The sequence below is a fragment of the Pseudomonas sp. KCJK9016 genome, from assembly GCF_046231795.1.
Taxonomy (GTDB): Bacteria; Pseudomonadota; Gammaproteobacteria; order Pseudomonadales; family Pseudomonadaceae; genus Aquipseudomonas; species Aquipseudomonas bananamidigenes.
In genome coordinates this window covers 21,152-46,646 of record NZ_JBJJMM010000023.1, presented here as the reverse complement: position 1 = coordinate 46,646, position 25,495 = coordinate 21,152, and the positions used below count along the sequence as shown (strand labels likewise).

The window sequence follows — 25,495 nt, the reverse complement described above, 5'->3', positions numbered from 1 at the left end:
AGTGCTCTGAATGGAGGCGCGGCAGTCTGAGCGTAGCTTCAGTCTGCACGGCACACCCGGGAATGAACGGACGCTCATTCCTTGACTTCAATGGGAAGGCTGGATGCTGTGGGCCCGTTGAATTCAGCGGGCCGGAAGGGTTGGCGTAGCCGGCTGGCGGTCGGCTACGCAACTTGCGCGGATTGTATATTTCGGAATGTGACAGAAGCGTAAAAAAAGCCGAAGACGGCGCACTAGCGAGCGTTCATTCAGCCTGCGGACAGGTTGGGCGCATCGGGGGTTACTTGAACCGCCGCTCCACGCCTTTTTCCACCAGAATCTTTGCCGAAATCTCTTCCACGGAAAAATGCGTGGAGTTGATGTGCGGGATGTTCTCGCGGCGGAACAGGTTCTCCACCTCGCGCACTTCGAACTCGCACTGGGCGTAGCTTGAATAGCGGCTGTTGGGTTTGCGTTCGTTGCGGATCGCGGTAAGGCGGTCCGGGTCGATGGTCAGGCCGAACAGCTTGTGCTGGTGGGCGCGCAGGGCGGACGGCAGTTGCAGACGTTCCATGTCGTCTTCGGTCAGCGGATAGTTGGCCGCGCGGATGCCGAACTGCATCGCCATGTACAGACACGTCGGCGTCTTACCACATCGCGACACGCCCACTAGTATCAGGTCGGCCTTGTCGTAATAGTGGGTGCGTGCGCCGTCGTCGTTGTCGAGGGCGAAGTTCACCGCCTCGATCCGCTCCATGTAGTTGGAGTTGTGGCCGATCGAATGGGACTTGCCGACGGTGTAGGAAGAATGCTCGGTCAGTTCCTGTTCGAGAGGGGCGAGGAACGTCGAGAAGATGTCGATCATGAAACCATTGGAGGTTGCGAGAATCTCACGGATGTCCTGATTGACGATGGTGTCGAAGATGATCGGCCGGAAACCATCGGTTTCAGCGGCTTTGTTGATTTGTTGTACCATGGCCCGCGCTTTGTCCGCGTTGTCGATGTAAGGTCGCGTGAGCTTGGTGAAGGTAATGTTTTCGAACTGCGCCAGAAGGCTTTGACCCAGGGTTTCGGCCGTGATGCCGGTGCCATCGGAGATAAAGAAAGCAGATCGTTTCATTTGCACCCTGGGCCTTAAGCTAATGAGCATTTCTGGATATGATAGGCGCGATTTGTCGGCCGCCGATGGCCCGCATTCTCACTTATTTTCCAGGTCCAGGCCATACAACCGGCCGACGCTCCCCCGAGCCGCCGGTTTCTGAGCTTTTCCAACACAGTTAGTGGAGAGATCACCTTGGTAGAGTACGTAGTTTCCCTCGATAAGCTCGGCAAACACGATGTTGAGCATGTGGGGGGCAAGAACGCATCCCTGGGCGAGATGATCAGCAACCTGGCCGGTGCCGGTGTGTCGGTCCCCGGCGGTTTCGCCACCACCGCGCAGGCCTATCGCGACTTTCTCGAACTGAGCGGCCTCAACGAGCGGATCCACCAGGCGCTCGACGCCCTGGACGTCGATGATGTCAATGCCCTGGCCAAGACCGGCGCCCAGATCCGTCAATGGATCATGGAAGCCGAATTCCCTGAAAAACTGAACACCGAGATCCGCACCGCATTCGCTGCGCTGTCGGCCGGCAATCCTGACGTGGCCGTGGCCGTGCGTTCCTCCGCCACCGCCGAAGACCTGCCGGACGCTTCGTTCGCCGGTCAGCAGGAAACCTTCCTCAATATCCGCGGCGTCGACAACGTGATCCGCGCGGCCAAGGAAGTGTTCGCATCGCTGTTCAACGATCGCGCCATCTCCTACCGCGTCCACCAGGGCTTCGACCACAAACTGGTCGCCCTGTCCGCCGGCGTGCAGCGCATGGTGCGTTCGGAAACCGGCACCGCCGGCGTGATGTTCACCCTCGATACCGAGTCCGGTTTCCGTGACGTGGTGTTCATCACCGGCGCCTACGGCCTGGGTGAAACCGTCGTACAGGGCGCGGTGAACCCGGACGAATTCTATGTCCACAAAGGCACGCTGGAAGCCGGTCGTCCGGCGATCCTGCGCCGCAACCTGGGCAGCAAGGCCATCAAGATGATCTACGGCGACGAGGCCAAGGCCGGTCGTTCCGTGAAGACCGTCGATGTCGACAAGGCCGATCGCGCACGTTTCTGCCTGACCGACGCCGAAGTCAGCGAGCTGGCCAAGCAGGCGATGATCATCGAGAAGCACTACGGCTGCCCGATGGACATCGAATGGGCCAAGGACGGTGACGACGGCAAGCTGTACATCGTGCAGGCCCGTCCGGAAACCGTGAAGAGCCGTACCCAGGCCAACGTCATGGAACGTTACCTGCTGAAGGAAACCGGCACCGTGCTGGTGGAAGGCCGTGCCATCGGTCAGCGCATCGGCGCCGGCAAGGTGCGGATCATTCGCGACGTATCGGAAATGGACAAGGTCCAGCCGGGCGACGTGCTGGTCTCCGACATGACCGATCCGGACTGGGAGCCGGTGATGAAGCGCGCCAGCGCCATCGTCACCAACCGCGGCGGCCGTACCTGCCATGCGGCGATCATCGCCCGTGAGCTGGGTATCCCGGCTGTCGTGGGTTGCGGCAACGCCACCCAGCTGCTGAAGGATGGTCAGGGCGTGACCGTTTCCTGCGCCGAAGGCGACACCGGTTACATCTTCGAAGGCGAACTGGGCTTCGACGTCAAGAAGAACTCCGTGGACGCCATGCCGGAGCTGCCGTTCAAGATCATGATGAACGTCGGCAACCCGGACCGCGCCTTCGACTTCGCGCAACTGCCGAACGCCGGTGTGGGTCTGGCTCGCCTGGAATTCATCATCAACCGCATGATCGGTGTCCACCCGAAAGCGCTGTTGAATTACGACGGCCTGCCGCAGGACATCAAGGAAAGCGTCGACAAGCGCATCGCCGGTTACGACGATCCGGTCGGTTTCTACGTCGAGAAACTGGTCGAAGGCATCAGCACCCTGGCGGCTGCATTCGCTCCCAAGAAGGTCATCGTGCGTCTGTCGGACTTCAAGTCCAACGAATACGCCAACCTGATCGGCGGCAAGCTGTACGAGCCGGAAGAAGAAAACCCGATGCTGGGCTTCCGTGGCGCTTCGCGTTACATCAGCGAATCGTTCCGTGACTGCTTCGAACTCGAGTGCCGCGCACTGAAACGCGTGCGCAACGAGATGGGCCTGACCAACGTCGAAATCATGGTGCCGTTCGTACGGACCCTGGGCGAAGCGAGCCAGGTGGTCGATCTGCTGGCCGAAAACGGCCTGAAGCGCGGCGACAATGGCCTGCGCGTGATCATGATGTGCGAACTGCCGTCCAACGCGATCCTGGCTGAAGAATTCCTCGAATTCTTCGACGGTTTCTCGATCGGTTCCAACGACCTGACCCAACTGACATTGGGGCTGGACCGTGACTCCGGAATCATCGCCCACCTGTTCGACGAGCGTAATCCGGCGGTCAAGAAGCTGCTGGCCAACGCGATTGCCGCGTGCAACAAGGCTGGCAAGTACATCGGCATCTGCGGTCAGGGCCCTTCGGACCATCCGGATCTGGCCAAATGGCTGATGGAGCAGGGCATCGAAAGCGTGTCGCTGAACCCGGACACCGTGCTGGAAACCTGGTTCTTCCTGGCTGAAGGTCAGGCGGAATAAGCCGTGAATGAAGCCTCGGTCCGTTTAACCGGGCCGGGGCTTTAAGATTGAAACAGGGCGGGCTCTCCGGATGCCGCCCTTTTTTGTGCAAGAGCATCATGCAAAGCAGCAGCAACCTTTTTCCTGTCGCCCTGATCAGCGCCGAACGTCGCGGTGATCTGAGCGAAGACATCTACCGTTTGAAGCCGGGCAACAGCCCTGACTGGTCCGTTGAAATCGCGGTGACCCGTCTCGGCATGGCCGATGAACCGGCGTCACGCGGTGTGCCGGTGATTTTGCTGCATGGCAGCTTTTCCAACCGGCGCTTCTGGTTTTCCCCCAAAGGCCTGGGGCTGGGCGCTTATCTGACACGTCTGGGGTTTGATGTGTGGATCCCGGAGATGCGCGGCCACGGCATGTCCCAGCGCAACGAAGACTATCGCCGCAACCGTGTTGCCGACTACGCCCGTTACGACTTGCCGGCCATTGCCGCGTTCGTGCGTGAACAGAGCGGGCAGGTTCCGCACTGGATCGGCCATTCGTTGGGCGGGATTACGCTCGCCGCAGCGCTGGGCGGCGAATACCTCGGGGAGCCTGCCGTGGCGTCGGCAGCGTTTTTCGGCACCCAGGTCAGCCGCACCTACTGGCCGCTGAAAATACCGCCGGTGGAGTGGAGCGGACGCTTCATTCTCAAACGTTTTGCCCAGTTGTCCGGCTCGCGGCTCAAGCGTGGCCCGGAAGACGAACCGATCGGTCTGGCGCTGGAAAGCATGCGCTGGTACGGCCTGTTCGGGCGTTTCGGCGACAAGGACAAGGATTGGTGGGCGGGACTGGCCAATGTTCAGGTGCCCGTACTGGCCGTAACGGCGTCCGGGGATCATCAGGATCCGGCATGGGCCTGCCGCAAACTGTTCGAGCAGATCGGTTCCGAGCACAAGCAGTTCATCAATCTGGGGCGCGAACAGGGCTTCAGCGAAAACTTCGGTCATGTCGAGATGCTGGTGAGCAAGGCCGCCCAGGCCGAAGTCTGGCCGCTGGTGGCGCGCTGGTTGACTGACCAGCAAACGCCATTACTTGGCGAAAAGGTGGATCTGGCGGCAGCGGGATGAGCGGAAGGCTCTGAAAAGGGCATTTCGTTCGAGTCGGCTTGCGGCTAATATATGACGCATTGGATGGTTCCGGTCATATTTGGTGGCTGTTTCGCGATTACGTTTCAGCTTGTGTTCAGGTTCGCTCAGCGACCATTGCCTGAACCAAGGTAAACAGCGACCGCCGGATCTCGTTTCCAACGAGTGCGACATCCTTGATCGTCTTCCTTGTTACAGGAGTTATTCAATGAACCATTACCTCACGCCTGACCTGTGCGACGCCTATCCGGAGCTGGTGCAGGTGCTGGAACCGATGTTCAGCAATTTCGGCGGCCGTGATTCCTTCGGCGGCGAAATCGTGACCATCAAATGCTTCGAAGACAACTCGCTGGTCAAGGAACAGGTCGAACTCAAGGGCAACGGCAAAGTGCTGGTGGTCGATGGCGGCGGATCCCTGCGGCGTGCGCTGCTGGGTGACATGCTGGCTGAGAAGGCCTCGAAAAACGGTTGGGAAGGGCTGGTGATCTACGGTTGCATCCGTGATGTGGATGTCATTGCTCAGACCGATCTCGGCGTGCAGGCACTGGCCAGCCATCCGATGAAGACCGACAAGCGTGGCATCGGCGATCTCAACGTCCCCGTGACGTTTGCCGGCGTGACGTTCAAGCCGGGTGAGTACATTTATGCGGACAACAACGGCGTGATCATCTCGCCAAGTCCGCTGAAAATGCCTGAATAAATCGCGGCAGGAACCGGGGTGAGGATGTTCGAGGAAGAAAACGCGCAATGGGGGCTGGTGCATGCCCTGGTGCTGGACGGTAAAGGCGGTGCGCGTTCGATAGCCCGGACTGAACTCGACGACTTGCAGCTGCTGGCCCATGAAAGCCTGTGGCTGCACTGGGATCGCAGTCATCCGCAGACCCAGACCTGGCTGCGCAAATCCAGCGGGCTCAACGAATTCACCTGCGATCTGCTGCTGGAAGAGAACACTCGTCCTCGCCTGCTGCCGTTGCCCGAGTCCGAGTTGCTGCTGTTCTTGCGCGGGGTCAACCTCAATCCCGGTGCCGAGCCTGAAGATATGGTTTCGGTACGGATTTTCGCTTCGGCCCAGCGCGTGATTTCCCTGCGTCTGCGCCCCTTGCGCGCCACCGATGAGCTGCTGGCGATGCTGGGGGAGGGCAAGGGCCCGAAAACCTCGTCCGAACTCATTCTTTATCTGGCGCAATACCTCACCAACAAGGTGCAGGATCTGGTCACTTGCCTCTCGGAAGTGGTCGATGAAGAGGAAGAAAAGCTGGATGCCGACGAACGGTATACCCCCGAACACGGAGCGGTTTTGCACATCCGTCGCCGGGCAGCCGGACTGAAGCGTTTTCTTGCGCCGCAGCGGGAAATTTTCGGACAGCTGACACGGATAAAACTGCCATGGTTCGTCGATGACGACGCGGACTACTGGAATGAATTGAACAACAGCCTGACCCGCTATCTCGAAGAGCTCGAATTGACCCGGGAGCGCGTGGGGCTTGTGCTGGACACCGAAGACCGGCGTTTGAGCGTACGCATGAACCGCACCATGTACCGCTTCGGGATCATCACCGGGATCTTCTTGCCGATGAGTTTTCTCACCGGCTTGCTGGGGATCAACGTCGGCGGAATTCCACTCTCCGGAAACCCTTACGGCTTCCTGGTGGCATGCCTGCTGATGGTTCTGGTGGCCCTCGGACAATGGTGGTTGTTCCGCCGGTTGCGCTGGGTTTGACGATGGGCCATGTGACCCGACCAAATTTGCCCGCGTCTTCCACAGACATCACGAGAGGTGCGTATGCACGATCCGTTTGAACAGTCTCTGCGCGACATGCTCAACGCCTCGCCGTCCGGCCGCGACGACGATGCCTGCCTGGGCCGCGTACTCAAAACCGCCAACCGCCAGGTCGGCGCCGGTGATCTGTTCAGCCTGCTGGGCCGCTGGTTGCCCGCGCTGATGATCGCCCTGAACAACGGCTCGGCTCATGTCGCGCCGGTTTCCCGTCTCCGTAAACCTAACGCTCGCACTGCTGATAAGGCTGATTGAATATGGAACTTGATCTCTGGACTCAGAGCCTCGTCACGGCAATGACTGCGTTGTGGACCAAAGTCGCTAATTTCATCCCGAACCTGTTCGGCGCACTGGTGGTGCTGCTGTTGGGCTTCGTCGTGGCCAAGCTGCTGGATACCTTGCTGTCGAAGCTGCTCGCCAAACTCGGCCTTGACCGTCTGATGGGCGGCACCGGCCTGACCAAACTGATGTCCCGTGCGGGACTGCAGGTGCCGATCTCGACGTTGATCGGAAAAATCGTCTATTGGTTCGTTCTGCTGATTTTCCTGGTTTCTGCAGCAGAATCTCTTGGACTTGAGCGAGTATCAGCTACGCTGGACATGTTGGCGCTGTATGTGCCGAAGGTTTTCGGCGCTGCACTGGTGCTGCTGGTGGGGGTTTTGCTGGCGCAATTGGCCAACGGTCTGGTGCGTGGTGCGGCAGAAGGCGTCGGACTGGACTACGCTTCAGGACTCGGGCGTATTGCCCAGGGGCTGGTGATCATCATCAGCATCTCGGTCGCGATCAGTCAGCTCGAGGTCAAGACCGACCTGCTGAACCATGTGATTGTCATCGTATTGATTACCGTTGGTCTGGCGGTTGCGCTGGCCATGGGTTTGGGAAGCCGGGAAATTGCCGGTCAGATTCTTGCGGGAATCTATGTGCGTGAGTTGTATCAGGTTGGGCAACAAGTGCGTGTTGGCGAGGTCGAAGGCCAGATCGAAGAGATCGGCACGGTTAAAACCACATTGCTGACCGATGAGGGTGAGCTAGTCTCTCTCTCCAATCGGATCCTGCTGGAACAGCATGTGAGTAGCCGCTAATCCGGCAAACCCTGCTAATGTATGCCGCCGCAAAATGCCAGCTGATGCTGGCTGCGGTGGACATTGACCTGACTGTCGGCACGACTTGTTTTGAATAAAGCCCAAACCACGCGCTACGACCCCCGCGAGCTCTCTGACGAGGAGTTGGTCGCGCGCTCGCATACCGAGCTGTTTCACGTGACGCGCGCCTATGAAGAATTGATGCGGCGTTACCAGCGGACATTATTTAACGTCTGTGCACGATATCTTGGGAACGATCGCGATGCAGACGATGTCTGTCAGGAAGTGATGCTGAAGGTGCTGTACGGCCTGAAGAACTTCGAGGGGAAATCGAAGTTCAAGACATGGCTCTACAGCATCACGTACAACGAATGCATCACGCAGTATCGGAAGGAACGGCGAAAGCGTCGCTTGATGGACGCTTTGAGTCTTGACCCCCTCGAGGAAGCGTCCGAAGAAAAGGCGCCGAAACCCGAGGAGAAGGGCGGACTCGATCGCTGGCTGGTGTATGTGAACCCGATCGACCGGGAAATTCTGGTGCTACGTTTTGTCGCAGAGCTGGAATTCCAGGAGATCGCAGACATCATGCACATGGGCTTGAGTGCGACAAAAATGCGGTACAAACGCGCTCTTGATAAATTGCGTGAGAAATTTGCAGGCATTGCTGAAACTTAGTTCGGCGCAAATATCTCTTACGTGTAGGCAAGTTCTGATAGACTTGCCGCCGAGTTGTCCCCCGGTTTGCGGGACTGCTTCACAATCACCAGATGGGGATTTAACGGATGAAACTGAAAAACACCTTGGGCTTGGCCATTGGTTCTTTGATTGCCGCTACTTCGTTCGGCGCACTGGCACAAGGCCAAGGCGCAGTTGAAGGCGAACTGTTCTACAAGAAGCAGTACAACGACAGCGTTAACCATGTCGAAGACGGCTTCAACCCAGGCGCCTCTATCGGTTACTTCTTGACCGACGACGTGTCGTTGAACTTCACCTACGACAAGAACAACCACACCCGTTCGAACGACGGCACTGGCAGCCAGAAGCTGGATGGCGACAACTTCGGCCTGATCGCTCAGTACCACTTCAACAACGCTGGTGACGCTCTGCGTCCTTACGTTGCTGGCGGTGTGAAGCACGGCAGCCTGACCAACGTAGCCGCTGACGGCCACACCGGTCGCGACCAGTCGACCTACCTGAACGCTGGCGCTGGCGTTAAGTACTACTTCGCTGAAAACTTCTACGCCCGTGCTGGTGTAGACGCTGACTACAAACTGGACAACGGTCGCTGGAACTATGCTCCAGTAATCGGTCTGGGCGTGAACTTCGGTGGCGGCAACAAGCCTGCTGCTGCTCCAGTTCCAGCTCCGGCTGAAGTCTGCTCCGACAGCGACAACGATGGCGTTTGCGACAACGTTGACAAGTGCCCGAACACCCCGGCCAACGTAACTGTTGACGCTGATGGCTGCCCGGCAGTTGCTGAAGTTGTTCGTGTAGAGCTGGACGTGAAGTTCGACTTCGACAAGTCGGTCGTCAAGCCAAACAGCTACGCTGACATCAAGAACCTGGCTGACTTCATGAAGCAGTACCCATCGACTCACACCACTGTTGAAGGTCACACTGACTCCGTCGGTCCTGACGCTTACAACCAGAAACTGTCCGAGCGTCGTGCAAACGCCGTTAAGCAAGTTCTGGTTAACCAGTACGGTGTTGAATCGTCCCGCGTTCAGTCGATTGGCTACGGCGAAACCCGTCCAGTTGCTGACAACAAAACCGAAGCTGGCCGCGCCGTTAACCGTCGCGTAGAAGCTCAGGTTGAAGCTCAGGCTAAGTAATTAGCTCGCTGCTTTGAGAAAAGCCCGGCTCAGGCCGGGCTTTTCTTTGTCTGCGATTTGGTGAAAAACCGTAATGATCAGGCCGACTGATTGGCTGACCTGACGAGCAAACCGGTTTGGGCCGCAGAGGCTGCCACCGCACCAATCACCAGAATGGCGGGGCTCTTGAGCTGGAACCTGCTGGCCGCCTCCTCCATTCCCGTCAGATCGCTCCGGCATTCCCGCTGCTGCGGCAGGGATGCGTTCTCGATCATTGCCACCGGCGTCCCCATCGCCATCCCACCTGCCAATAACTGTTCACGAATCTCGCTGAGCCTGGCCACTCCCATGTAGATCACCAAGGTCGTTCCGCCTTGCGCCAGCGCCTGCCAGTTCAATTGGCTGTCGTCCTGAGTGTGCGCGGTGACCAGCGTCACACCCCGCGCCACGCCGCGTAAAGTCAGCGGAATATCACACTGTGTCGCCCCGGCCAGCCCGGCAGTGATGCCATTGGCCAGCTCCACTTCAACCCCGTGTTCACGCAGCCACTGCGCTTCCTCGCCGCCACGGCCGAAGATGCAGGGATCGCCGCCCTTGAGGCGAACCACGCATTTGCCCTGACGCGTATAACGCAGCATCAGCCGATGAATGAATGCCTGAGGCGTCGAGCGGCAGCCGCCGCGCTTGCCGACCGGAATGATCCGCGCGCCAGGGCAGTGCTCCAGCACTGCGTCATTGACCAGATCGTCGATCAGTACCACATCCGCTTCGCGCAGGGCACGCACGGCTTTGAGCGTCAGCAATTCAGGGTCGCCGGGACCTGCGCCCACCAGCCAGACTTTTGCGTTCATGGTGTTTTCCTCTTCAGATAACGGCGACCGGCGGCGCTTCGGCGGCCAGCAAACGCTTGATTTCCGGGACACAGGAACCGCATTGCGTGCCGCAGCCCAGTGTGTTTTTCAAACCCTGCAAATCCAGACCTTCACGAATCCCGGCGCAGACCGCGCTATGGCTGACGTTCCTGCAATTGCACAAGGTCTTGTCGGCAACGCTCCGCACATCGGCATTGCCCGGCGGCGCGCTCATCGGCGCCAGCAGCCAGCGTCGCAATTGTTCGTCTGCGCGGCCCTCCAGCCACAGGCCTTGCAGCCAATGCTGGGCGAGGGTTTCACCGGCGAGGCGGATCGCCGTGATTCGCCCGTTCTCGATACGTACCCGTTTGCCGATGGCCCGGCGCGGATCGTCGTAGGCCAGTACCGGGCCGTTGATAAGGGCCAGGCATTGGTCGATGTCACGCAGCAATTGCGGATCGGGCGCGGCGGCGCTGGCAGCGCGTATCAGCAAAGCCGGGCGGTCGCGACCGGCAAGGCTGAGGCTGACGTAGGAAAACGCCTCACACAGCGGTCGAAGCGCCTCAAAGTGCCGTTGAACATCGCCCTCGATCAGTGCGAAAAGCTGCCAGGGCAGATGCACCGGTTCCAGGCGTACACCGCTGTGCTTGAGTTCCGGTTGTTTCGACAATGGATCGAAGGCGGGCAGTGTCAGGCAGTTCACGCCGCCCTTGAGAAAACGGTCACCCCAGTGCATCGGCAGAAACGCTTGGCCCGGACGCACGCTGTCATCGCTGGCGACCGCCACAACCACTGCACCACGACGACTTTTCAGGCTCACCAGATCCCCCGGTTGCAAACGGTGCCGGCGCAATTCGTCCGGGTGCAAGCTCAGTACGGCTTCGCTGACATGCCCGAACAACTGGGCCGCCGTGCCGGTACGGCTCATACCGTGCCATTGATCGCGCAGGCGACCGGTGATCAGCGTCAGTGGAAAGCGCGCGTCGCGTTGCTCCCTGGCAGCGCGGTAGGGGTCGGCAACGAACTGGGCGCGACCACTGGCCGTAGGAAATATGCCATCGCAGTACAGCCGTGGCGTGCCTTGCCGGGCGCCTTGAGGAAACGGCCATTGCTGCGGACCAGTTTCATCGATCAACTCGTGGCTGATGCCGGACAAGTCCAGATCGCGGCCACGGGTCAGTGCCTTGAATTCATCGAACAACTGCGCGGGACGCTCGAACGCAAACAGACTCGGCTGTTGCGGGCGCAGACGTTTCTCCAGTCGTTGTGCGAAATCTACGGTGATCGCCCAGTCCGGTCGCGCTTCACCCGGTGCGGCAATGGCTTTGCGGACGTGGGAAATGCGCCGCTCGGAGTTGGTCACCGAACCTTCCTTCTCGCCCCAGCTGGCCGCCGGCAACAGCAGGTCGGCAAACGCTGCGGTTTCGGTGCTGCGAAACGCCTCCTGCAAAACCACGAACGGACAAGCCTGCAGCGCAGCCCGCACAGCATTCTGGTCCGGCATCGATTGCGCCGGGTTGGTGCAGGCAATCCACAACGCCTTGATCTTGCCGTTGCGCACCTGTTCAAACAGTTCGATGGCACTGAGACCGGCATTTTCCGGCAGCGAATCCACACCCCAATACGCCGCCACTTCGGCACGGTGCTCCGGGTTGGCTACCTCACGATGCCCGGGCAACAGGTTGGAAAGGCTGCCGGTTTCCCTCCCGCCCATGGCATTAGGCTGACCAGTCAGGGAGAAAGGTCCTGCACCGGGCCGGCCGATTTGCCCGGTGGCCAGGTGCAGATTGATCAGGGCGCTGTTCTTCGCACTGCCGGCGGTGGACTGGTTCAGGCCCATGCACCACAGCGACAGAAAGCTCGGCGCGGTGCCGATCCATTCTGCACATTGCTGCAACAGCTCGACACTGATCCCGCACAACTGCGACACCATGGCCGGCGTGTAGTCACGCACCAGGCTTTTCAGCTCGGCGAGGTCTTCGGTATGTGCCTTGATGAAGTCGCGGTCGATCCAGTCTTCCCACAACAACAGATGCAAAATCCCATGGAACAAGGCGACATCGGTGCCCGGCAGAATCGCCAGGTGCAGGTCGGCGAGGTCACAGGTGTCGGTGCGCCGTGGGTCGATGACGATGATTTTCATCTGCGGGCGGCGGGATCTGGCCTCTTCGAGTCGACGAAACAGTACCGGATGGGCGTAGGCCATGTTACTGCCGACGATCATCACGCAATCGCTCAGTTCCACGTCCTCGTAGCTGCAAGGTGGTGCGTCGGCGCCGAGGCTGCGCTTGTAACCGACCACCGCCGAGGACATGCACAGCCGCGAGTTGCTGTCGATGTTGTTGGTGCCGACCAGCGCCCGCGCCAGTTTGTTGAAGGCGTAGTAGTCCTCGGTCAGCAACTGCCCCGAGATGTAGAACGCCACGCTGTCCGGGCCGTGTTCGGCGATGGTTTCGGCAAACACGTTGGCGGTGTGTTCCAGCGCGGTGTCCCAGTCGCAGCGGCTGCGCGCCAGGCCTTTACCCAGGCGCAATTCCGGGTACAACGCCCGCGCAGCCAAGTCACCGGTCAGGTGCAGGGTCGAGCCTTTGCTGCACAATTTTCCGAAGTTGGCCGGGTGCGCAGGATCGCCGCTGACGCCGAGAATGCGCTCGCCGTCATGCTCGATCAGCACACCGCAGCCGACCCCGCAATAACAGCAGGTCGAGGCGGTCGTCTGACGATTCATCAGACGGCGTCCCGCAGGGCCAGTTGTACGCGACCGTTTTCGACCCGGGCCGGGTGATGATGCGCGCAGCCGATATCCGGTGCCTGTGCTTCGCCCGATTGCAGGTCGATCTGCCAGTTGTGCAGCGGGCAGGCTACGCGCTTGCCGTAAATCAGCCCCTGGGACAGAGGGCCGCCCTTGTGCGGGCAGCGATCGTCGAGTGCGAAAACCTCATCGTCGCTTGTGCGAAAGATCGCGATGTCACCTTTGGGCCCGGCGATGATCCGCGAACCGAGGGCATTTATCTCTTCCAGGGCACAGATATCGAGCCAGTTCATGCCGGCACCTCCAGGTTTTTCACGGGGATCACGTCAAATTCCTTCTTCAGTTGCGGCTGCGCGAGGCGCTCTTTCCACGGGTCCTGTTCGAACGACAGGGAGAATTGCAGGCGTTCGTTCAGGGCCTTGCGGCGCTCGGGATCTTCCAGCACGGCTTTCTTGATGTGCTCCATGCCGACCCGTTGCAGGTAGTGCACAGTGCGTTCGAGGTAGAAGGCTTCTTCGCGGTACAGCTGCAGGAACGCGCCGTTGTATTCGCGCACTTCCTCGGCGGTCTTGAGCTTGACGAAGAACTCGGCGACTTCGGTCTTGATCCCGCCGTTGCCACCGATGTACATCTCCCAGCCGGAATCGACACCGATGATTCCTACGTCCTTGATCCCCGCTTCCGAACAGTTGCGCGGGCATCCGGAGACCGCCAGTTTCACTTTGTGCGGCGACCACATGTTGAACAGGTCATGTTCGAGGTCGATGCCCAGCTGGGTCGAATTCTGCGTGCCAAAGCGGCAGAACTCGCTGCCGACGCAGGTTTTCACGGTGCGGATCGATTTGCCGTAGGCGTGGCCGGACGGCATGTCGAGGTCTTTCCACACACCGGGCAAGTCCTGTTTCTTGATCCCCAGCAAGTCGATGCGCTGGCCACCGGTGACCTTGACCATCGGCACCTGATATTTGTCCGCCACGTCGGCGATCCGCCGCAGTTCCGAGGGGTTGGTCACGCCGCCCCACATCCGTGGCACCACCGAGTAGGTGCCGTCCTTCTGGATGTTGGCGTGGGCCCGCTCGTTGATCAGGCGCGACTGCGGATCGTCCTTGGCCTCACCGGGCCAGGTGGAAATCAGGTAGTAGTTGAGGGCCGGGCGGCAGGTAGCGCAACCATTCGGAGTGCGCCAGTTGAGGTAGCTCATGGTGCCGGCGATGGTCAGCAAATGCTGCTCGCGAATGGCCTGGCGGATCTGGCCATGGTTGAGGTCGCTGCAGCCGCAGATGGCTTTTTCGCTTTTCGGTTTAACGTCCGCCGCGCCGCCGACGGTATTGATCAGGATCTGCTCGACCAGCCCGGCGCAGGAGCCGCAGGAACTGGCGGCCTTGGTGTGTTTCTTCACTTCGTCGACGCTGAACAGGCCGTGTTCCTGAATCGCCTTGACAATGGTGCCCTTGCACACGCCGTTGCAGCCGCAGACTTCGGCGTTGTCGGCCATACTCATGGCTTTGTCCTGGCCCTGATGTCCTACGTCGCCAATTGCGTTTTCTCCGAACATTAAGTGATCGCGGATCTCGCCGATGGGGTGATTCTCACGAATCTGCCGGAAATACCAACCGCCATCTGCCGTATCGCCGTACAGACAGGCACCGACCAAAACGTCATCCTTGATCACCAGTTTTTTGTACACCCCGCCGATCGGGTCGGAGAGGGTGATGGTTTCGGTACCTTCGCCGCCCATGAAGTCGCCGGCGGAAAACAGGTCGATGCCGGTGACTTTCAATTTGGTCGACGTCACCGAGCCCTGATAACGGGCGAAGCCCAGTTGTGCCAGGTGGTTGGCGCAGACCTTGGCCTGTTCGAACAGCGGTGCGACCAGGCCGTAGGCAATGCCACGGTGGCTGGCGCATTCGCCGATGGCATAGATGCGCGGGTCGTAGGTCTGCAGGGTGTCGTTGACCAGAATTCCGCGGTTGCACGGGATGCCGGCCTTTTCCGCCAGTTCGGTATTGGGGCGGATACCGGCGGCCATGACCACCAGATCGGCAGGAATGATGTCGCCGTTCTTGAATTGCACCGAACCCACGCGACCGTTGCCGGCGTCGTGCAGGGCCTGGGTCTGTTCGCACAGGCGAAAGTGCAGGCCACGGGATTCGAGGGCGGTTTGCAGGAGCTGGCCGCTGGTCTTGTCCAGTTGCCGTTCCAGCAGCCATTCACCGAGGTGCACCACGGTGACGTGCATGCCGCGCAGCATCAGGCCGTTGGCGGCTTCGAGGCCGAGCAGGCCGCCGCCGATCACCACGGCGTGCCTGTGGGTCTTGGCGGTGTCGATCATGGCCTGGGTATCGGCGATGTCGCGGTAACCGATCACACCCTGCAAGGTGTTGCCGGGAATCGGCAAAATGAACGGGGTCGAGCCGGTGGCGATCAGCAGGCGGTCGTATTCGGCTTCAGTGCCATCCTCGGCGATCACCCGGCGTTTGACCCGGTCGATCTCGACCACTTTGCGGTTGAGCAGCAGTTTGATGCCATTTTCCAGGTACCAGTCGAGGTCGTTGAGCACGATCTCTTCGAAGGTCTGTTCGCCGGCCAATACCGGCGACAGCAGGATGCGGTTGTAGTTGGTGTGGGGTTCGGCGCCGAAGACTGTGATGTCGTACAGCTCGTTGCTCAGTTTGAGCAGTTCTTCCAGGGTGCGGACCCCGGCCATGCCATTGCCGATCATCACCAGTTTGAGTTTTTTCATCGGGTTCTCCGGGGAGCTTCGGGCTTGCCTCTTGTGGGCAGTCAGGCCTTGCTCGACAAAAATGGCGCAAACAAAAAAGGCGTCCCGCCAGTTACCTGGCGAGGACGCCTTTGTCCTTGTCCCGTTCTCTCGGGAAGCCTGGCCTTCGTCGTTGAAGGTCGGGCTTTATGTCAGTTGAAAACGATAATGCAGTGGTTGTGCCAAGTTGCGCTGAGCGTTGAATTCATTGAGGTGGCGCAGACATTGGCCGGAGAGTCATTGTGGTTTTTGCACCGATTGGATGCGGCTTGCCCGTTAATGGAGCGACGAGTCAGCCATGAAACAACAGAAACAGCAGCACCAGGTTGCCCAGCAGCGCCAGTAACGCCAATGTCCGCCAGACCTTCAGCGGCTCCCGCTCGAGCAACGGGCGAGGGCGTACATTCAGGCTGCGGCGTTCACCCTGTTCCAGTGTCAGCAGCCATTCCTCGGCGGTTTCATAGCGTTGCAGGGGATCGGCCGAGACGCCACGTTCCAGACTCTGCGCCAGCCATTCCGGCAGATCCGGCCGATAACGCGCCGCACTCACCGGCATCCCGAAACGCGGACGCTGGAAGGCTTCGATTTCACCGTAGGGAAAGTGCCCGGTGAGCAGGAAATACAACGTCACGCCCACCGCATACAGATCCTGCCGAGCCTCGGGCGCACCGCCCCGAAAAGACTCCGGGGCGATATAACTCGGGGTTCCCGGCAGTGTCGACGGCGTGTCTTGCGAAAGACCGGGACAATACGCCAGGCCGAAATCCAGCAGGCGCAACTCGCCGTCGTCCCCCAGATGCAGGTTTTCCGGTTTTATGTCGCGGTGCAGAATTTGTCGCCGGTGCAGCAGGCCGACGGTCCGCAACAGGCGTTCGGCCACGTTCTGCCACTGAGGCAAGGGCAGCGGGCCGCTTTGCTCGAACAGACACGCCAGTGTAATCCCCGAGTATTCGCGCATCACGTAGTACAAATGCTGACGCTGACTGGCGCCATGGACTTCAGGGAAATGTCGCCCGGCCACACGTTTGAGAAACCATTCTTCCGCCAGCAAGGCCTGACCTGCGTGGGCATCGTCCGCCAGCCGTGTGGGCAAGGTCTTCAGCAGCCATGCCTGACCTTGGCTATCAAGCACGCGATACAGCAACGATTGCTGGCTCTGGCCGACGATGCCTTGCACCTGCCAGCCCTCGAAGGTCTGGCCCGGTTTGAGCGTCGGGGGCAGCGGCCATTGCTGCAACTGGATCAGCGCATCGCCGATGCTTGCTTCCCCCAAGGCATCCACCCGCGCCAGCAAGACGCTGGCGTTGTCCTGACTGCCAGCCAGGTGCGCGGCGTTGACCAGCGTTTGTGCAGCGCCGGACAGATCCGGCTGGTCACGCAAGATCCCGGCGATGGCCGTGTCGCCGAGCGCGGCCCACACGCCATCACTGAGCAGCACGAAGCTTTCCCCTTCGCGCAACTCGCCGTCGAGAAAATCCAGCACCAGATGCTGATCCAGGCCCAGTGCACGCTTGAGCACGTGCTGCATGCCCGGCTGCTCCCAGACGTGATCCTCGGTGATCCGCTGCAGGCTGTCGGCATGCCAGCGATAGACCCGACAATCCCCCACATGCGCCAGCGTGAAGCGTCTGCCGCGCAGGACCAGCGCGCTGACGGTGGTGAGCAACGGCTGGCCACCGCCATTGGCCTGCAACCAGCGGTTTTGCGCGAGTAACAGGCGATCCAGCGCCTGGGCCACGCTCCAGGTCTGCGGGGTGGCGTAGTAGTCCAGCGCCAATGCCTGCAAGGTCGAACGCGCTGCCAGACCCCCATCGGCGCACTGGCTGACGCCGTCGGCGATGGCAAACAGGAAACCCTTGCTGGCGGCCAGCGCCGGGGCCGGAGTGACCAGGCGCAGGGCGTCCTGATTCTCCGCGCGCGGGCCGGTGGCGCTGGCTTCAGCGAAGCTCAGTTGCAGGGCCATGCGGGCCTCAGATTCGGGCTGCGGTCACGGCCGCCGACCCCCAGGTTGTTCTCCAGCGACGTTTGACGCCGTGCAGGCCGAACCATGCCAGCACGCCCAGACTGGCGAACAACCACAGCGCCAGTTGATAGCTGCCGGTGCTCTGTTTGATTGCGCCCATACCGGCGGCGAGGGCAAAACCGCCGATGCCGCCGGCCATGCCGATCAGCCCGGTCATCACGCCGATCTCCCGGCGAAAGCGCTGCGGCACCAGTTGGAAAACCGCACCATTACCCGCGCCGAGGCCGAGCATCGTGCAGACGAACAGTGCCAGCGCCGCGTAGGAACTCGGCAGATTGAAGCCGACGGCCGCGATGCAGACTGCCGCCACCGTGTACATCGCCAGCAACGTGCGAATCCCGCCGAATCGGTCGGCCAGCGCACCGCCCAAAGGCCGCATCAGACTACCGCCGAACACGCAGGCGGCGGTGTAGTAACCGGCGGAGACCGGACTCAAACCGTATTGATCGTTGAAGTAGCCGGGCAGGGCGCTGGCCAGGCCGATGAAGCCACCGAAAGTGACGCTGTAGAAAAACATGAACCACCAACTGTCGCGGTCGCCCAGGGCTTTGAAGTAGTCGGCCATGGATTTGGCTTTTGGACGCTCCGGTGCGTTTTTCGCCAGCCAGGCAAACAGCACCAGTGTCAGGATCAGTGGAATCAGGGCGAAACCGAACACGTTGTTCCAGCCGAACGCCGCGGCCAATACCGGGGCGATCAGTGCGGCAAATACGGTGCCGGAGTTGCCGGCGCCGGCAATGCCCATCGCCTTGCCCTGATGCTGCGGTGGATACCACTGCGAGGCCAGTGGCAGGGCCACGGCGAATGAAGCGCCGGCCATGCCGAGGAACAAGCCCAGCAGCAGGGCTTGTTCGTAGCTGTGGATGCCGAGTTTCCAGGCACCGAACAGCGCGCCGATCACGATCACCTGGCCGATCAGCCCGGCGGTTTTCGGCGACAGGCGATCGGCGAGCATGCCCATCGCAAAGCGCAACACGGCGCCGGCCAGAATCGGAGTGGCCACCACGAGCCCGCGCTGTTGGGTAGTCAGATGCAGGTCGGCGGCAATCTGCACCGCCAACGGGCCGAGCAGATACCAGACCATGAAGCTCAGGTCGAAATACAGGAAGGCCGCGAACAGGGTCGGGGTGTGGCCGGATTTCCAGAAGCTTTTATTCATTGCGCACCTCAGCGGTAGAGAGTCTCGAGAAGGAGTCAGAACCAGCACAGTGGGGCGCCGCCACGGCCGCACCACCGGCCCCGGTCAATGGGGCCAAAACGCAAAAACGCCGCTACCCGGATCGCCGAAAGGGCGAAGAAGGTGAGCGACGTCTTTGTCGTGGGTGGGGCAACCGCCGTTGGTTACCTGTAGCGATTGCTTAGCGAGATCTGTGCCAGCTCAGCCAAGCAACTCGCTCATGGCAATAATCTGCTCCGCCACCTGAATCAGTTTCTGTTGGCGGCTCATGGCCTGGCGGCGCATCAGGGTGTACGCCTCTTCTTCGTTGCAGTCCTTCATTTTCATCAACAGCCCCTTGGCCAGCTCGATGCGCTTGCGTTCGGCCAGTTGCTGATCGCGGGCCTGGAGCTGGGCACGCAAGGCCTGGTCGCTTTCGAAGCGGGCCATGGCCACGTCGAGAATCGGTTGCAGGCGCTGTGCGTGAATGCCTTCGACGATGTAGGCGCTGACTCCGGACTTGATCGCCTGGCGCATCACGCCAGGGTCGTGCTCGTCGGTGAACATCACGATTGGCCGGGGCTGGTCGCGGCTGACCAGTACCACTTGCTCCATTACATCGCGGCCCGGTGACTCGGTATCGATCAGGATCACATCCGGGCGCACCGTTTCGACGCGCGCCGGCAGGTCGATGGTCAGGCCGGACTCGTCGATTACCTCGAAACCGGCCTCGGTCAGCGCAGCTTTCAAGCGGCCGACTTTTTTCGCGGTGTCGTTGATCAGCAGAATACGCAACATGTTCGCGGTCTCCTCTCAGCGCTGGGCGAGAAGGGGCGCGCTGTCACTCAGCGCGTGCAGCTTGAAGCTCCGGGCATAGGCGGCCGGGTCGCTGCCGTCCCAGATTTTGCCGTCGATCAACTGGCTGCTGCGCATGTCCTTGCCCCAGGCCGCGACGCCCACGGCTGTCGCCGCGTCGCGATAGATCTCCAGTTGTTGCACCTGATGGGCGACGGCGAGGTAATCCGGGTCGTCGCGCAGCAGACCCCAGCGGCGGAATTGGGTCATGAACCACATGCCGTCCGACAGATACGGCAGATTCACCGCGCCATCGCCGTGAAAGCGCAGGGCGTGCGGGTCTTGCCAGCGGTTGCCCAAACCGTCGTCGTAGGCGCCGAGAAAACGTGGCTCGATGCAGGAAACCGGAGCGTCGAGGTACTCGGCGGCGCTGAGCAGATGCGCGGTGCTGCGGCGGTTTTCCGGGCTTTCTTCGATAAAACGGCTGGCTTCGAGGATCGCCTTCACCAGCGCCCGGGCGGTATTGGGATATTGCTCGACAAAGGTGCGGGTGCAGCCCAGGACTTTTTCCGGATGGTCGGGCCAGATGGTCTGGCTGGTCGCCAGGGTGAAACCGAGATCCTTCTGCACGGCGCTGGCCGCCCACGGCTCGCCGACACAGAAACCGTCAATGCGGCCGGCCTGCAGGTGCGCGACCATTTGCGGAGGTGGCACTACCACGCTATCGACATCCTGCAGCGGATGGATGCCCTGGCTTGCCAGCCAGTAATAAAGCCACATGGCATGAGTTCCGGTCGGGAAGGTCTGGGCAAAGGTCAGCCTTGCGCGGGTTTGGTGCACGTGACGATCCAGCGCCTCAGGGCCGGTCACGCCCAGCCCTTGCAAGCCGTGGGACAGGTTGAGGCTCTGGCCGTTCTGGTTCAGGCCCATCAGCACCGCCATGTCGGTCGGCGCGACGCCACCGATGCCCAGATGCACCGCGTAGATCAGGCCGTAGAGGCTGTGGGCGGCATCGAGTTCACCGCTGACCAGGTTGTCCCGCAGGTTGGCCCATGAACTCTGGCGCTTGAGATTCAGGGTCAATCCGTAAGGCTGGGCAAAGCCCTGCGTGGCGGCGACCACCACCGAAGCGCAATCGCTCAGGGCCATGAAGCCAAGGTTAATCGTGCTTTTTTCCGGGGCATCGCTGCCGTTGACCCAGGCCAGTGGCCCGACAGAGGTTTGAGTCATGAAAAGCAACCCTCAAAAAAAGCGTCGCCCCGGGTTTTGTCGAGGCAAATCCCGAAGACGACGCCATTGTCCTTGCCCGCCTGCCGGTATTGGCCAGCGGGCTGATGCACGAGCAGGTGCAAGGCATATGCCAGCACAGCGGATTTGCGCGTGCGCCTCGCGCGGCGGGACGTTGCCCGGCTATAATCGCCGCCTCTTTTCGCCGCCTTGAGTCAAAGCCGCCCATGTACACCCTGGCCCGTCAGCTGTTGTTCAAACTTTCCCCGGAAACCTCCCACGATCTGTCGCTGGATCTGATCGGCGCGGGCGGGCGTTTGGGCCTCAACGGCTTGTTGTGCAAGGCGCCGGCGTCGCTGCCGGTGAACGTCATGGGGCTGCAGTTCCCGAATCCGGTGGGTCTGGCGGCCGGTCTGGACAAGAATGGCGCGGCCATCGATGGTTTTTCGCAACTGGGTTTCGGTTTCGTCGAAATCGGCACCGTGACCCCACGCCCGCAGCCGGGCAACCCGAAACCCCGGATTTTTCGCCTGCCGGAAGCCGAGGCGATCATCAACCGCATGGGGTTCAACAACCTCGGTGTGGATAACTTGCTGGCGCGGGTGGCAGCGGCCAAATACAAGGGCGTGCTGGGGATCAACATCGGCAAGAACTTCGACACCCCGGTCGAGCGTGCGGTGGATGATTACCTGATTTGCCTGGACAAGGTCTACGCCCACGCCAGTTACGTCACGGTCAACGTCAGTTCGCCGAACACCCCGGGTCTGCGCAGCCTGCAATTCGGCGACTCGCTCAAGCAATTGCTGGCGGACCTGGCCACGCGCCGCGCCGAATTGGCCCTGCGCCACGGCAAACATGTACCGCTGGCGATCAAGATCGCGCCGGACATGACTGACGAAGAAACCGCACAAGTCGCGCAAGCACTGATCGAAACCGGGATGGACGCGGTGATCGCCACCAACACCACCCTCAGCCGCGTGGGCGTCGAAGGCATGGAGCATGGTGACGAGGCGGGCGGTCTTTCTGGCGCGCCGGTGCGTGAGAAGAGCACCCACACCGTGAAGGTGCTGGCGTCCGAACTGGGGGGCAAGTTGCCGATCATCGCGGCGGGCGGTATCACCGAGGGCAAGCATGCGGCCGAGAAGATCGCTGCCGGCGCGAGCCTGGTGCAGATCTACTCCGGCTTCATCTACAAGGGCCCGGCGCTGATTCGCGAATCCGTGGACGCCATTGCCGCCAGGCGCTGAACTCGGGGTATGAAAGGGCAGGCATAAAAAAGGGCTCCGAAGGAGCCCCTGGGCCGTAGCCCGCCGTCCGGGAAGGACGTGCATGGTGATCATGGGTGTTGCGAAATCAGATTGTCGTGTCGGAATTAATGCCCTGTGTCAGCCGACGGCGTGAAGTTCGTTGAGTCTGTGGATTCCCGCAGTGCCGGTCATACCGTCCCAGTTGTCGCCGCGTCCTTCTCGCCAGCCGTTGATCCAGGCTTGACGTACCGACGGTAGAGTAAATGGGCAAAGCTCACGGGACTTGCCACCAACGCCATATTGATACCCGCGCAAAAATGCTCTTTCCAACGGATCACGCTTAAGTCTTCTCATAGGGTGTTTCCCTCACTTGTTGACTGTTTTTGTCGCGTTGACCTCAATCGAGGTCTGGCAGAAAAACTCTGCCGTTGGCGGCTCGCTGCCGGCGTGGCGAGCCAAGGTGTTGACGCCGTTGCGACGTCAACCTGTGTCCAGTTCTAACCAATGAGTCACATCGAGGGAATGACCGTTTTGTCATAAGGACGTAACGAAAAGGGTGCTATGGCGATAAGTAACGCCAGGTTTCATGAACGTTTATTCAGCAAACCCCGGTATGATCGGCCCTGCGCTGCATGACGGGTTTAATCCTTTAGTGAGAATGACCCACGTTTACGCTTGGGTACTATTCGACGAAGGGTTGTCCTGAATCATTTTGTTGCATCAACTTTATTATCTGTCCCGGCATCTAAGCTCCTTTAACCCGAGCAGCGGGGATGGAACGGCACACCTTCGTGCCACGCGGGCGCTCTTGTCGAAAAGCGCCTGATTGAAAACCGGATCGGCAATGCGTTGCCGGTTCATCAGCCAAAGGCTCTGGAAAAACCATGTCCGACCGTTTCGAACTCTTCCTCACTTGCCCCAAAGGCCTTGAAGGCCTGCTCATCGAGGAAGCCGTCGGGCTTGGCCTTGAAGAAGCCCGTGAGCACACCTCCGCCGTGCGTGGCATGGCAACCATGGAAACCGCTTATCGCCTGTGCCTCTGGTCGCGTCTGGCCAACCGCGTGTTGCTGGTGCTCAAGCGCTTCCCGATGAAAAATGCCGAGGATCTGTATCACGGCGTACTCGACGTCGACTGGCAGGATCACATGCTTCCCGACGGCACGTTGGCAGTTGAGTTCAGCGGGCATGGCTCGGGCATCGACAACACCCATTTCGGCGCCTTGAAGGTCAAGGACGCCATCGTCGACAAACTGCGCACGCCGCAGGGCGACCGCCCAAGCATCGACAAGCTCAACCCGGACCTGCGCATTCACCTGCGCCTGGATCGCGGCGAAGCGATCCTGTCCCTCGACCTCTCCGGCCACAGCTTGCATCAGCGCGGTTACCGCTTGCAGCAGGGTGCGGCGCCACTGAAGGAAAACCTCGCCGCTGCAATCCTGATCCGCTCCGGCTGGCCGCGCATTGCTGCCGAAGGCGGTGCGCTGGCTGACCCGATGTGCGGTGTCGGTACCTTCCTGGTGGAAGCTGGCATGATCGCCACCGACATGGCGCCGAACCTGCGCCGCGAGCAGTGGGGATTCACCGCGTGGCTGGGTCACGTACCGGCACTGTGGAAGAAACTGCACGAAGAAGCCGTCGAGCGTGCTGCCGCCGGTCTGGCCAGACCGCCGCTGTGGATCCGTGGTTATGAAGCCGATCCGCGTCTGATCCAGCCCGGTCGCAACAACGTCGAGCGCGCCGGCCTGAGCGAGTGGATAAAGATCTATCAGGGCGAGGTGGCAACCTTCGAACCGCGTCCGGACCAGAACCAGAAAGGTCTGGTTATCTGCAACCCGCCGTACGGCGAGCGTCTGGGCGACGAAGCCAGCCTCTTGTACCTCTACCAGAACCTCGGTGAACGCCTGCGTCAGGCCTGCCTGAACTGGGAAGCGGCGGTGTTCACCGGCGCGCCGGATCTGGGCAAGCGCATGGGTATCCGCAGCCACAAGCAGTATTCGTTCTGGAACGGCGCGTTGCCGTGCAAGCTGCTGTTGATCAAAGTGCTGCCGGAGCAGTTTGTCACCGGCGAGCGTCGCACTCCTGAGCAACGCCAGGCCGAGCGTGAGCAGGCTGCCTATGATCAGGCGCCGAACGAGCCACAAGAGCGCAAGTACAACAAGAACGGTAACCCGATCAAACCGACGCCGGCCCCGGCGCCAGTAATCGAGCAGCCGCGCCTGAGCGAAGGCGGGCAGATGTTTGCCAACCGCCTGCAGAAAAACCTCAAGGCGATGGGCAAGTGGGTCAAGCGCGAAGGCATCGATTGCTACCGTGTCTACGATGCGGACATGCCGGAATACGCCATGGCCATCGACCTCTATCACGACTGGGTGCACGTCCAGGAATACGCCGCACCGAAGTCGGTCGACCCGGAAAAGGCCTCGATCCGCATGTTCGACGCCCTGGCGGCCATCCCGCAGGCGCTCGACATCGACAAGAGCCGCGTGGTGGTCAAACGCCGCGAGCGTCAGAGCGGCACCAAACAGTACGAGCGTCAGGCGGCTCAGGGCAAGTTCAACGAAGTCAGCGAAGGCGGCGTGAAGTTGCTGGTGAACCTCACCGATTACCTCGACACCGGTCTGTTCCTCGATCACCGGCCGATGCGCATGCGGATTCAGAAGGAGGCGGCCGGCAAGCGCTTCCTCAACCTGTTCTGCTACACCGCGACCGCCAGCGTGCACGCCGCCAAGGGCGGCGCACGCAGCACCACCAGCGTCGACCTGTCGAAAACCTACCTCGACTGGGCCCGTCGTAACCTGTCGCTCAATGGTTTCTCCGACAAGAACCGTCTGGAGCAGGGCGACGTGATGGCATGGCTGGAAAGCAACCGGGAAGAATACGACCTGATCTTCATCGACCCGCCGACTTTCTCCAATTCCAAGCGCATGGAAGGTGTTTTTGACGTGCAGCGTGACCAGGTGCAGTTGATTGACCTGGCCATGGCCCGTCTGGCCAAGGGCGGGGTGTTGTACTTCTCGAACAACTTCCGCAAGTTCCAGCTCGAAGACAACCTGGCCGAGCGCTATGCGGTGGAGGAAATCACCGCCAGCACCATCGATCCGGATTTCGCCCGCAACGGCAAGATCCACCGCGCCTGGAAAATCACGGCTCGTTGACGCTCTGCCTGATTGGATCCACAGAGCCTTGATTTTAAAGGCTCTTGGATCCCATCAGAGCTAGCCAAATTAGTGGCTAATAGCTATAACTCACACACGACCAATG

At 60.7% G+C, this 25,495-nt stretch carries 20 protein-coding genes; 10 read left to right on the top strand and 10 right to left on the bottom strand.

The window, feature by feature from the left end:
- Nucleotides 1-280: 280 nt before the first annotated feature.
- The gene (locus tag ACK6BI_RS21060) at nucleotides 281-1,099 is read right to left on the bottom strand and encodes a pyruvate, water dikinase regulatory protein (RefSeq protein ID WP_065259742.1); all 819 of its coding nucleotides are present in this window, start codon (nucleotides 1,097-1,099) and stop codon (nucleotides 281-283) included.
- Between the two features lie 174 nt (nucleotides 1,100-1,273).
- Between ACK6BI_RS21060 and ppsA the strand changes: the two genes are divergently transcribed.
- The 8 genes from ppsA (at nucleotide 1,274) to ACK6BI_RS21020 (ending at nucleotide 9,443) form a co-directional block, all read left to right on the top strand.
- Entirely contained in the window at nucleotides 1,274-3,646 is a 2,373-nt protein-coding gene (gene ppsA / locus ACK6BI_RS21055; protein WP_065259741.1) for a phosphoenolpyruvate synthase, read from the top strand.
- A 98-nt stretch (nucleotides 3,647-3,744) separates the two neighbouring features.
- Nucleotides 3,745-4,734, top strand: a complete 990-nt coding sequence (locus ACK6BI_RS21050) for an alpha/beta fold hydrolase (protein WP_409318563.1) — start codon at nucleotides 3,745-3,747, stop codon at nucleotides 4,732-4,734.
- A gap of 226 nt (nucleotides 4,735-4,960) precedes the next feature.
- On the top strand, nucleotides 4,961-5,452 hold the full coding sequence (rraA, locus tag ACK6BI_RS21045; protein ID WP_260522842.1) for a ribonuclease E activity regulator RraA: 492 nt from the start codon (nucleotides 4,961-4,963) through the stop codon (nucleotides 5,450-5,452).
- Nucleotides 5,453-5,476: 24 nt separating this feature from the next.
- Entirely contained in the window at nucleotides 5,477-6,472 is a 996-nt protein-coding gene (locus ACK6BI_RS21040) for a zinc transporter ZntB (protein ID WP_409318562.1), read from the top strand.
- Nucleotides 6,473-6,535: 63 nt separating this feature from the next.
- Nucleotides 6,536-6,784 carry a CrfX protein gene (locus tag ACK6BI_RS21035; protein WP_065259737.1) on the top strand — a complete coding sequence of 83 codons (249 nt, stop codon included), beginning with the start codon at nucleotides 6,536-6,538 and terminating at the stop codon, nucleotides 6,782-6,784.
- 2 nt (nucleotides 6,785-6,786) lie between these two features.
- Nucleotides 6,787-7,611 (top strand): mechanosensitive ion channel family protein, encoded by an 825-nt coding sequence (locus ACK6BI_RS21030; protein ID WP_065259736.1) that lies wholly within the window; start codon nucleotides 6,787-6,789, stop codon nucleotides 7,609-7,611.
- A gap of 90 nt (nucleotides 7,612-7,701) precedes the next feature.
- Nucleotides 7,702-8,286, top strand: a complete 585-nt coding sequence (gene sigX, locus ACK6BI_RS21025; protein ID WP_065259735.1) for an RNA polymerase sigma factor SigX — start codon at nucleotides 7,702-7,704, stop codon at nucleotides 8,284-8,286.
- A 107-nt stretch (nucleotides 8,287-8,393) separates the two neighbouring features.
- Complete coding sequence (locus tag ACK6BI_RS21020) at nucleotides 8,394-9,443, top strand: OmpA family protein (protein ID WP_085711904.1); 1,050 nt, start codon at nucleotides 8,394-8,396, stop codon at nucleotides 9,441-9,443.
- 77 nt (nucleotides 9,444-9,520) lie between these two features.
- Here ACK6BI_RS21020 and cobA read toward each other — a convergent pair whose 3' ends face one another.
- From cobA to ACK6BI_RS20980, 8 genes are all read right to left on the bottom strand, one after another.
- Nucleotides 9,521-10,273, bottom strand: a complete 753-nt coding sequence (cobA, locus tag ACK6BI_RS21015) for a uroporphyrinogen-III C-methyltransferase (protein WP_409318561.1) — start codon at nucleotides 10,271-10,273, stop codon at nucleotides 9,521-9,523.
- Between the two features lie 13 nt (nucleotides 10,274-10,286).
- Entirely contained in the window at nucleotides 10,287-13,001 is a 2,715-nt protein-coding gene (locus ACK6BI_RS21010) for a molybdopterin-dependent oxidoreductase (protein WP_409318560.1), read from the bottom strand.
- Nucleotides 13,001-13,318, bottom strand: a complete 318-nt coding sequence (gene nirD, locus ACK6BI_RS21005) for a nitrite reductase small subunit NirD (RefSeq protein ID WP_064586764.1) — start codon at nucleotides 13,316-13,318, stop codon at nucleotides 13,001-13,003. Before nirD ends, ACK6BI_RS21010 begins: the two co-directional genes overlap by 1 nt.
- A complete protein-coding gene (gene nirB, locus ACK6BI_RS21000) occupies nucleotides 13,315-15,768 on the bottom strand; it encodes a nitrite reductase large subunit NirB (protein ID WP_409318559.1) in 2,454 nt (817 codons plus the stop codon). Before nirB ends, nirD begins: the two co-directional genes overlap by 4 nt.
- Before the next feature lie 310 nt (nucleotides 15,769-16,078).
- Nucleotides 16,079-17,749 (bottom strand): protein kinase domain-containing protein, encoded by a 1,671-nt coding sequence (locus ACK6BI_RS20995; RefSeq protein WP_409318558.1) that lies wholly within the window; start codon nucleotides 17,747-17,749, stop codon nucleotides 16,079-16,081.
- A gap of 7 nt (nucleotides 17,750-17,756) precedes the next feature.
- Complete coding sequence (locus tag ACK6BI_RS20990) at nucleotides 17,757-18,968, bottom strand: nitrate/nitrite transporter (RefSeq protein ID WP_409318557.1); 1,212 nt, start codon at nucleotides 18,966-18,968, stop codon at nucleotides 17,757-17,759.
- Between the two features lie 219 nt (nucleotides 18,969-19,187).
- Nucleotides 19,188-19,763, bottom strand: a complete 576-nt coding sequence (locus ACK6BI_RS20985) for an ANTAR domain-containing response regulator (protein ID WP_134826004.1) — start codon at nucleotides 19,761-19,763, stop codon at nucleotides 19,188-19,190.
- Nucleotides 19,764-19,778: 15 nt separating this feature from the next.
- The gene (locus ACK6BI_RS20980; RefSeq protein WP_409318556.1) at nucleotides 19,779-20,990 is read right to left on the bottom strand and encodes a CmpA/NrtA family ABC transporter substrate-binding protein; all 1,212 of its coding nucleotides are present in this window, start codon (nucleotides 20,988-20,990) and stop codon (nucleotides 19,779-19,781) included.
- A gap of 224 nt (nucleotides 20,991-21,214) precedes the next feature.
- Between ACK6BI_RS20980 and ACK6BI_RS20975 the strand changes: the two genes are divergently transcribed.
- Nucleotides 21,215-22,234, top strand: coding sequence for a quinone-dependent dihydroorotate dehydrogenase (locus ACK6BI_RS20975; protein ID WP_065259733.1), 1,020 nt, complete (start codon nucleotides 21,215-21,217; stop codon nucleotides 22,232-22,234).
- 138 nt (nucleotides 22,235-22,372) lie between these two features.
- Here the strand turns inward: ACK6BI_RS20975 and rmf are convergent, their stop codons facing one another.
- Nucleotides 22,373-22,588: a ribosome modulation factor gene (rmf, locus tag ACK6BI_RS20970; RefSeq protein ID WP_003223300.1), complete on the bottom strand. Its 216-nt coding sequence runs from the start codon at nucleotides 22,586-22,588 to the stop codon at nucleotides 22,373-22,375.
- A 530-nt stretch (nucleotides 22,589-23,118) separates the two neighbouring features.
- On the opposite strand from rmf, the gene rlmKL reads away from it, so the two are divergent.
- Nucleotides 23,119-25,389 (top strand): bifunctional 23S rRNA (guanine(2069)-N(7))-methyltransferase RlmK/23S rRNA (guanine(2445)-N(2))-methyltransferase RlmL, encoded by a 2,271-nt coding sequence (gene rlmKL / locus ACK6BI_RS20965; protein WP_409318555.1) that lies wholly within the window; start codon nucleotides 23,119-23,121, stop codon nucleotides 25,387-25,389.
- Nucleotides 25,390-25,495 lie beyond the last annotated feature (106 nt).

Excerpts from the sequence above, each read along its gene's own strand:
- ACK6BI_RS21060 (WP_065259742.1), bottom strand. The coding sequence starts at position 1,099 with ATGAAACGATCTGCTTTCTTTATCTCCGATGGCACCGGCATCACGGCC.
- ACK6BI_RS21050 (WP_409318563.1), top strand. The coding sequence starts at position 3,745 with ATGCAAAGCAGCAGCAACCTTTTTCCTGTCGCCCTGATCAGCGCCGAA.
- rraA (WP_260522842.1), top strand. The coding sequence starts at position 4,961 with ATGAACCATTACCTCACGCCTGACCTGTGCGACGCCTATCCGGAGCTG.
- ACK6BI_RS21040 (WP_409318562.1), top strand. The coding sequence starts at position 5,477 with ATGTTCGAGGAAGAAAACGCGCAATGGGGGCTGGTGCATGCCCTGGTG.
- ACK6BI_RS21035 (WP_065259737.1), top strand. The coding sequence starts at position 6,536 with ATGCACGATCCGTTTGAACAGTCTCTGCGCGACATGCTCAACGCCTCG.
- ACK6BI_RS21030 (WP_065259736.1), top strand. The coding sequence starts at position 6,787 with ATGGAACTTGATCTCTGGACTCAGAGCCTCGTCACGGCAATGACTGCG.
- ACK6BI_RS21020 (WP_085711904.1), top strand. The coding sequence starts at position 8,394 with ATGAAACTGAAAAACACCTTGGGCTTGGCCATTGGTTCTTTGATTGCC.
- cobA (WP_409318561.1), bottom strand. The coding sequence starts at position 10,273 with ATGAACGCAAAAGTCTGGCTGGTGGGCGCAGGTCCCGGCGACCCTGAA.
- ACK6BI_RS21010 (WP_409318560.1), bottom strand. The coding sequence starts at position 13,001 with ATGAATCGTCAGACGACCGCCTCGACCTGCTGTTATTGCGGGGTCGGC.
- nirD (WP_064586764.1), bottom strand. The coding sequence starts at position 13,318 with ATGAACTGGCTCGATATCTGTGCCCTGGAAGAGATAAATGCCCTCGGT.
- nirB (WP_409318559.1), bottom strand. The coding sequence starts at position 15,768 with ATGAAAAAACTCAAACTGGTGATGATCGGCAATGGCATGGCCGGGGTC.
- ACK6BI_RS20995 (WP_409318558.1), bottom strand. The coding sequence starts at position 17,749 with ATGGCCCTGCAACTGAGCTTCGCTGAAGCCAGCGCCACCGGCCCGCGC.
- ACK6BI_RS20990 (WP_409318557.1), bottom strand. The coding sequence starts at position 18,968 with ATGAATAAAAGCTTCTGGAAATCCGGCCACACCCCGACCCTGTTCGCG.
- ACK6BI_RS20985 (WP_134826004.1), bottom strand. The coding sequence starts at position 19,763 with ATGTTGCGTATTCTGCTGATCAACGACACCGCGAAAAAAGTCGGCCGC.
- ACK6BI_RS20980 (WP_409318556.1), bottom strand. The coding sequence starts at position 20,990 with ATGACTCAAACCTCTGTCGGGCCACTGGCCTGGGTCAACGGCAGCGAT.
- ACK6BI_RS20975 (WP_065259733.1), top strand. The coding sequence starts at position 21,215 with ATGTACACCCTGGCCCGTCAGCTGTTGTTCAAACTTTCCCCGGAAACC.
- rmf (WP_003223300.1), bottom strand. The coding sequence starts at position 22,588 with ATGAGAAGACTTAAGCGTGATCCGTTGGAAAGAGCATTTTTGCGCGGG.
- rlmKL (WP_409318555.1), top strand. The coding sequence starts at position 23,119 with ATGTCCGACCGTTTCGAACTCTTCCTCACTTGCCCCAAAGGCCTTGAA.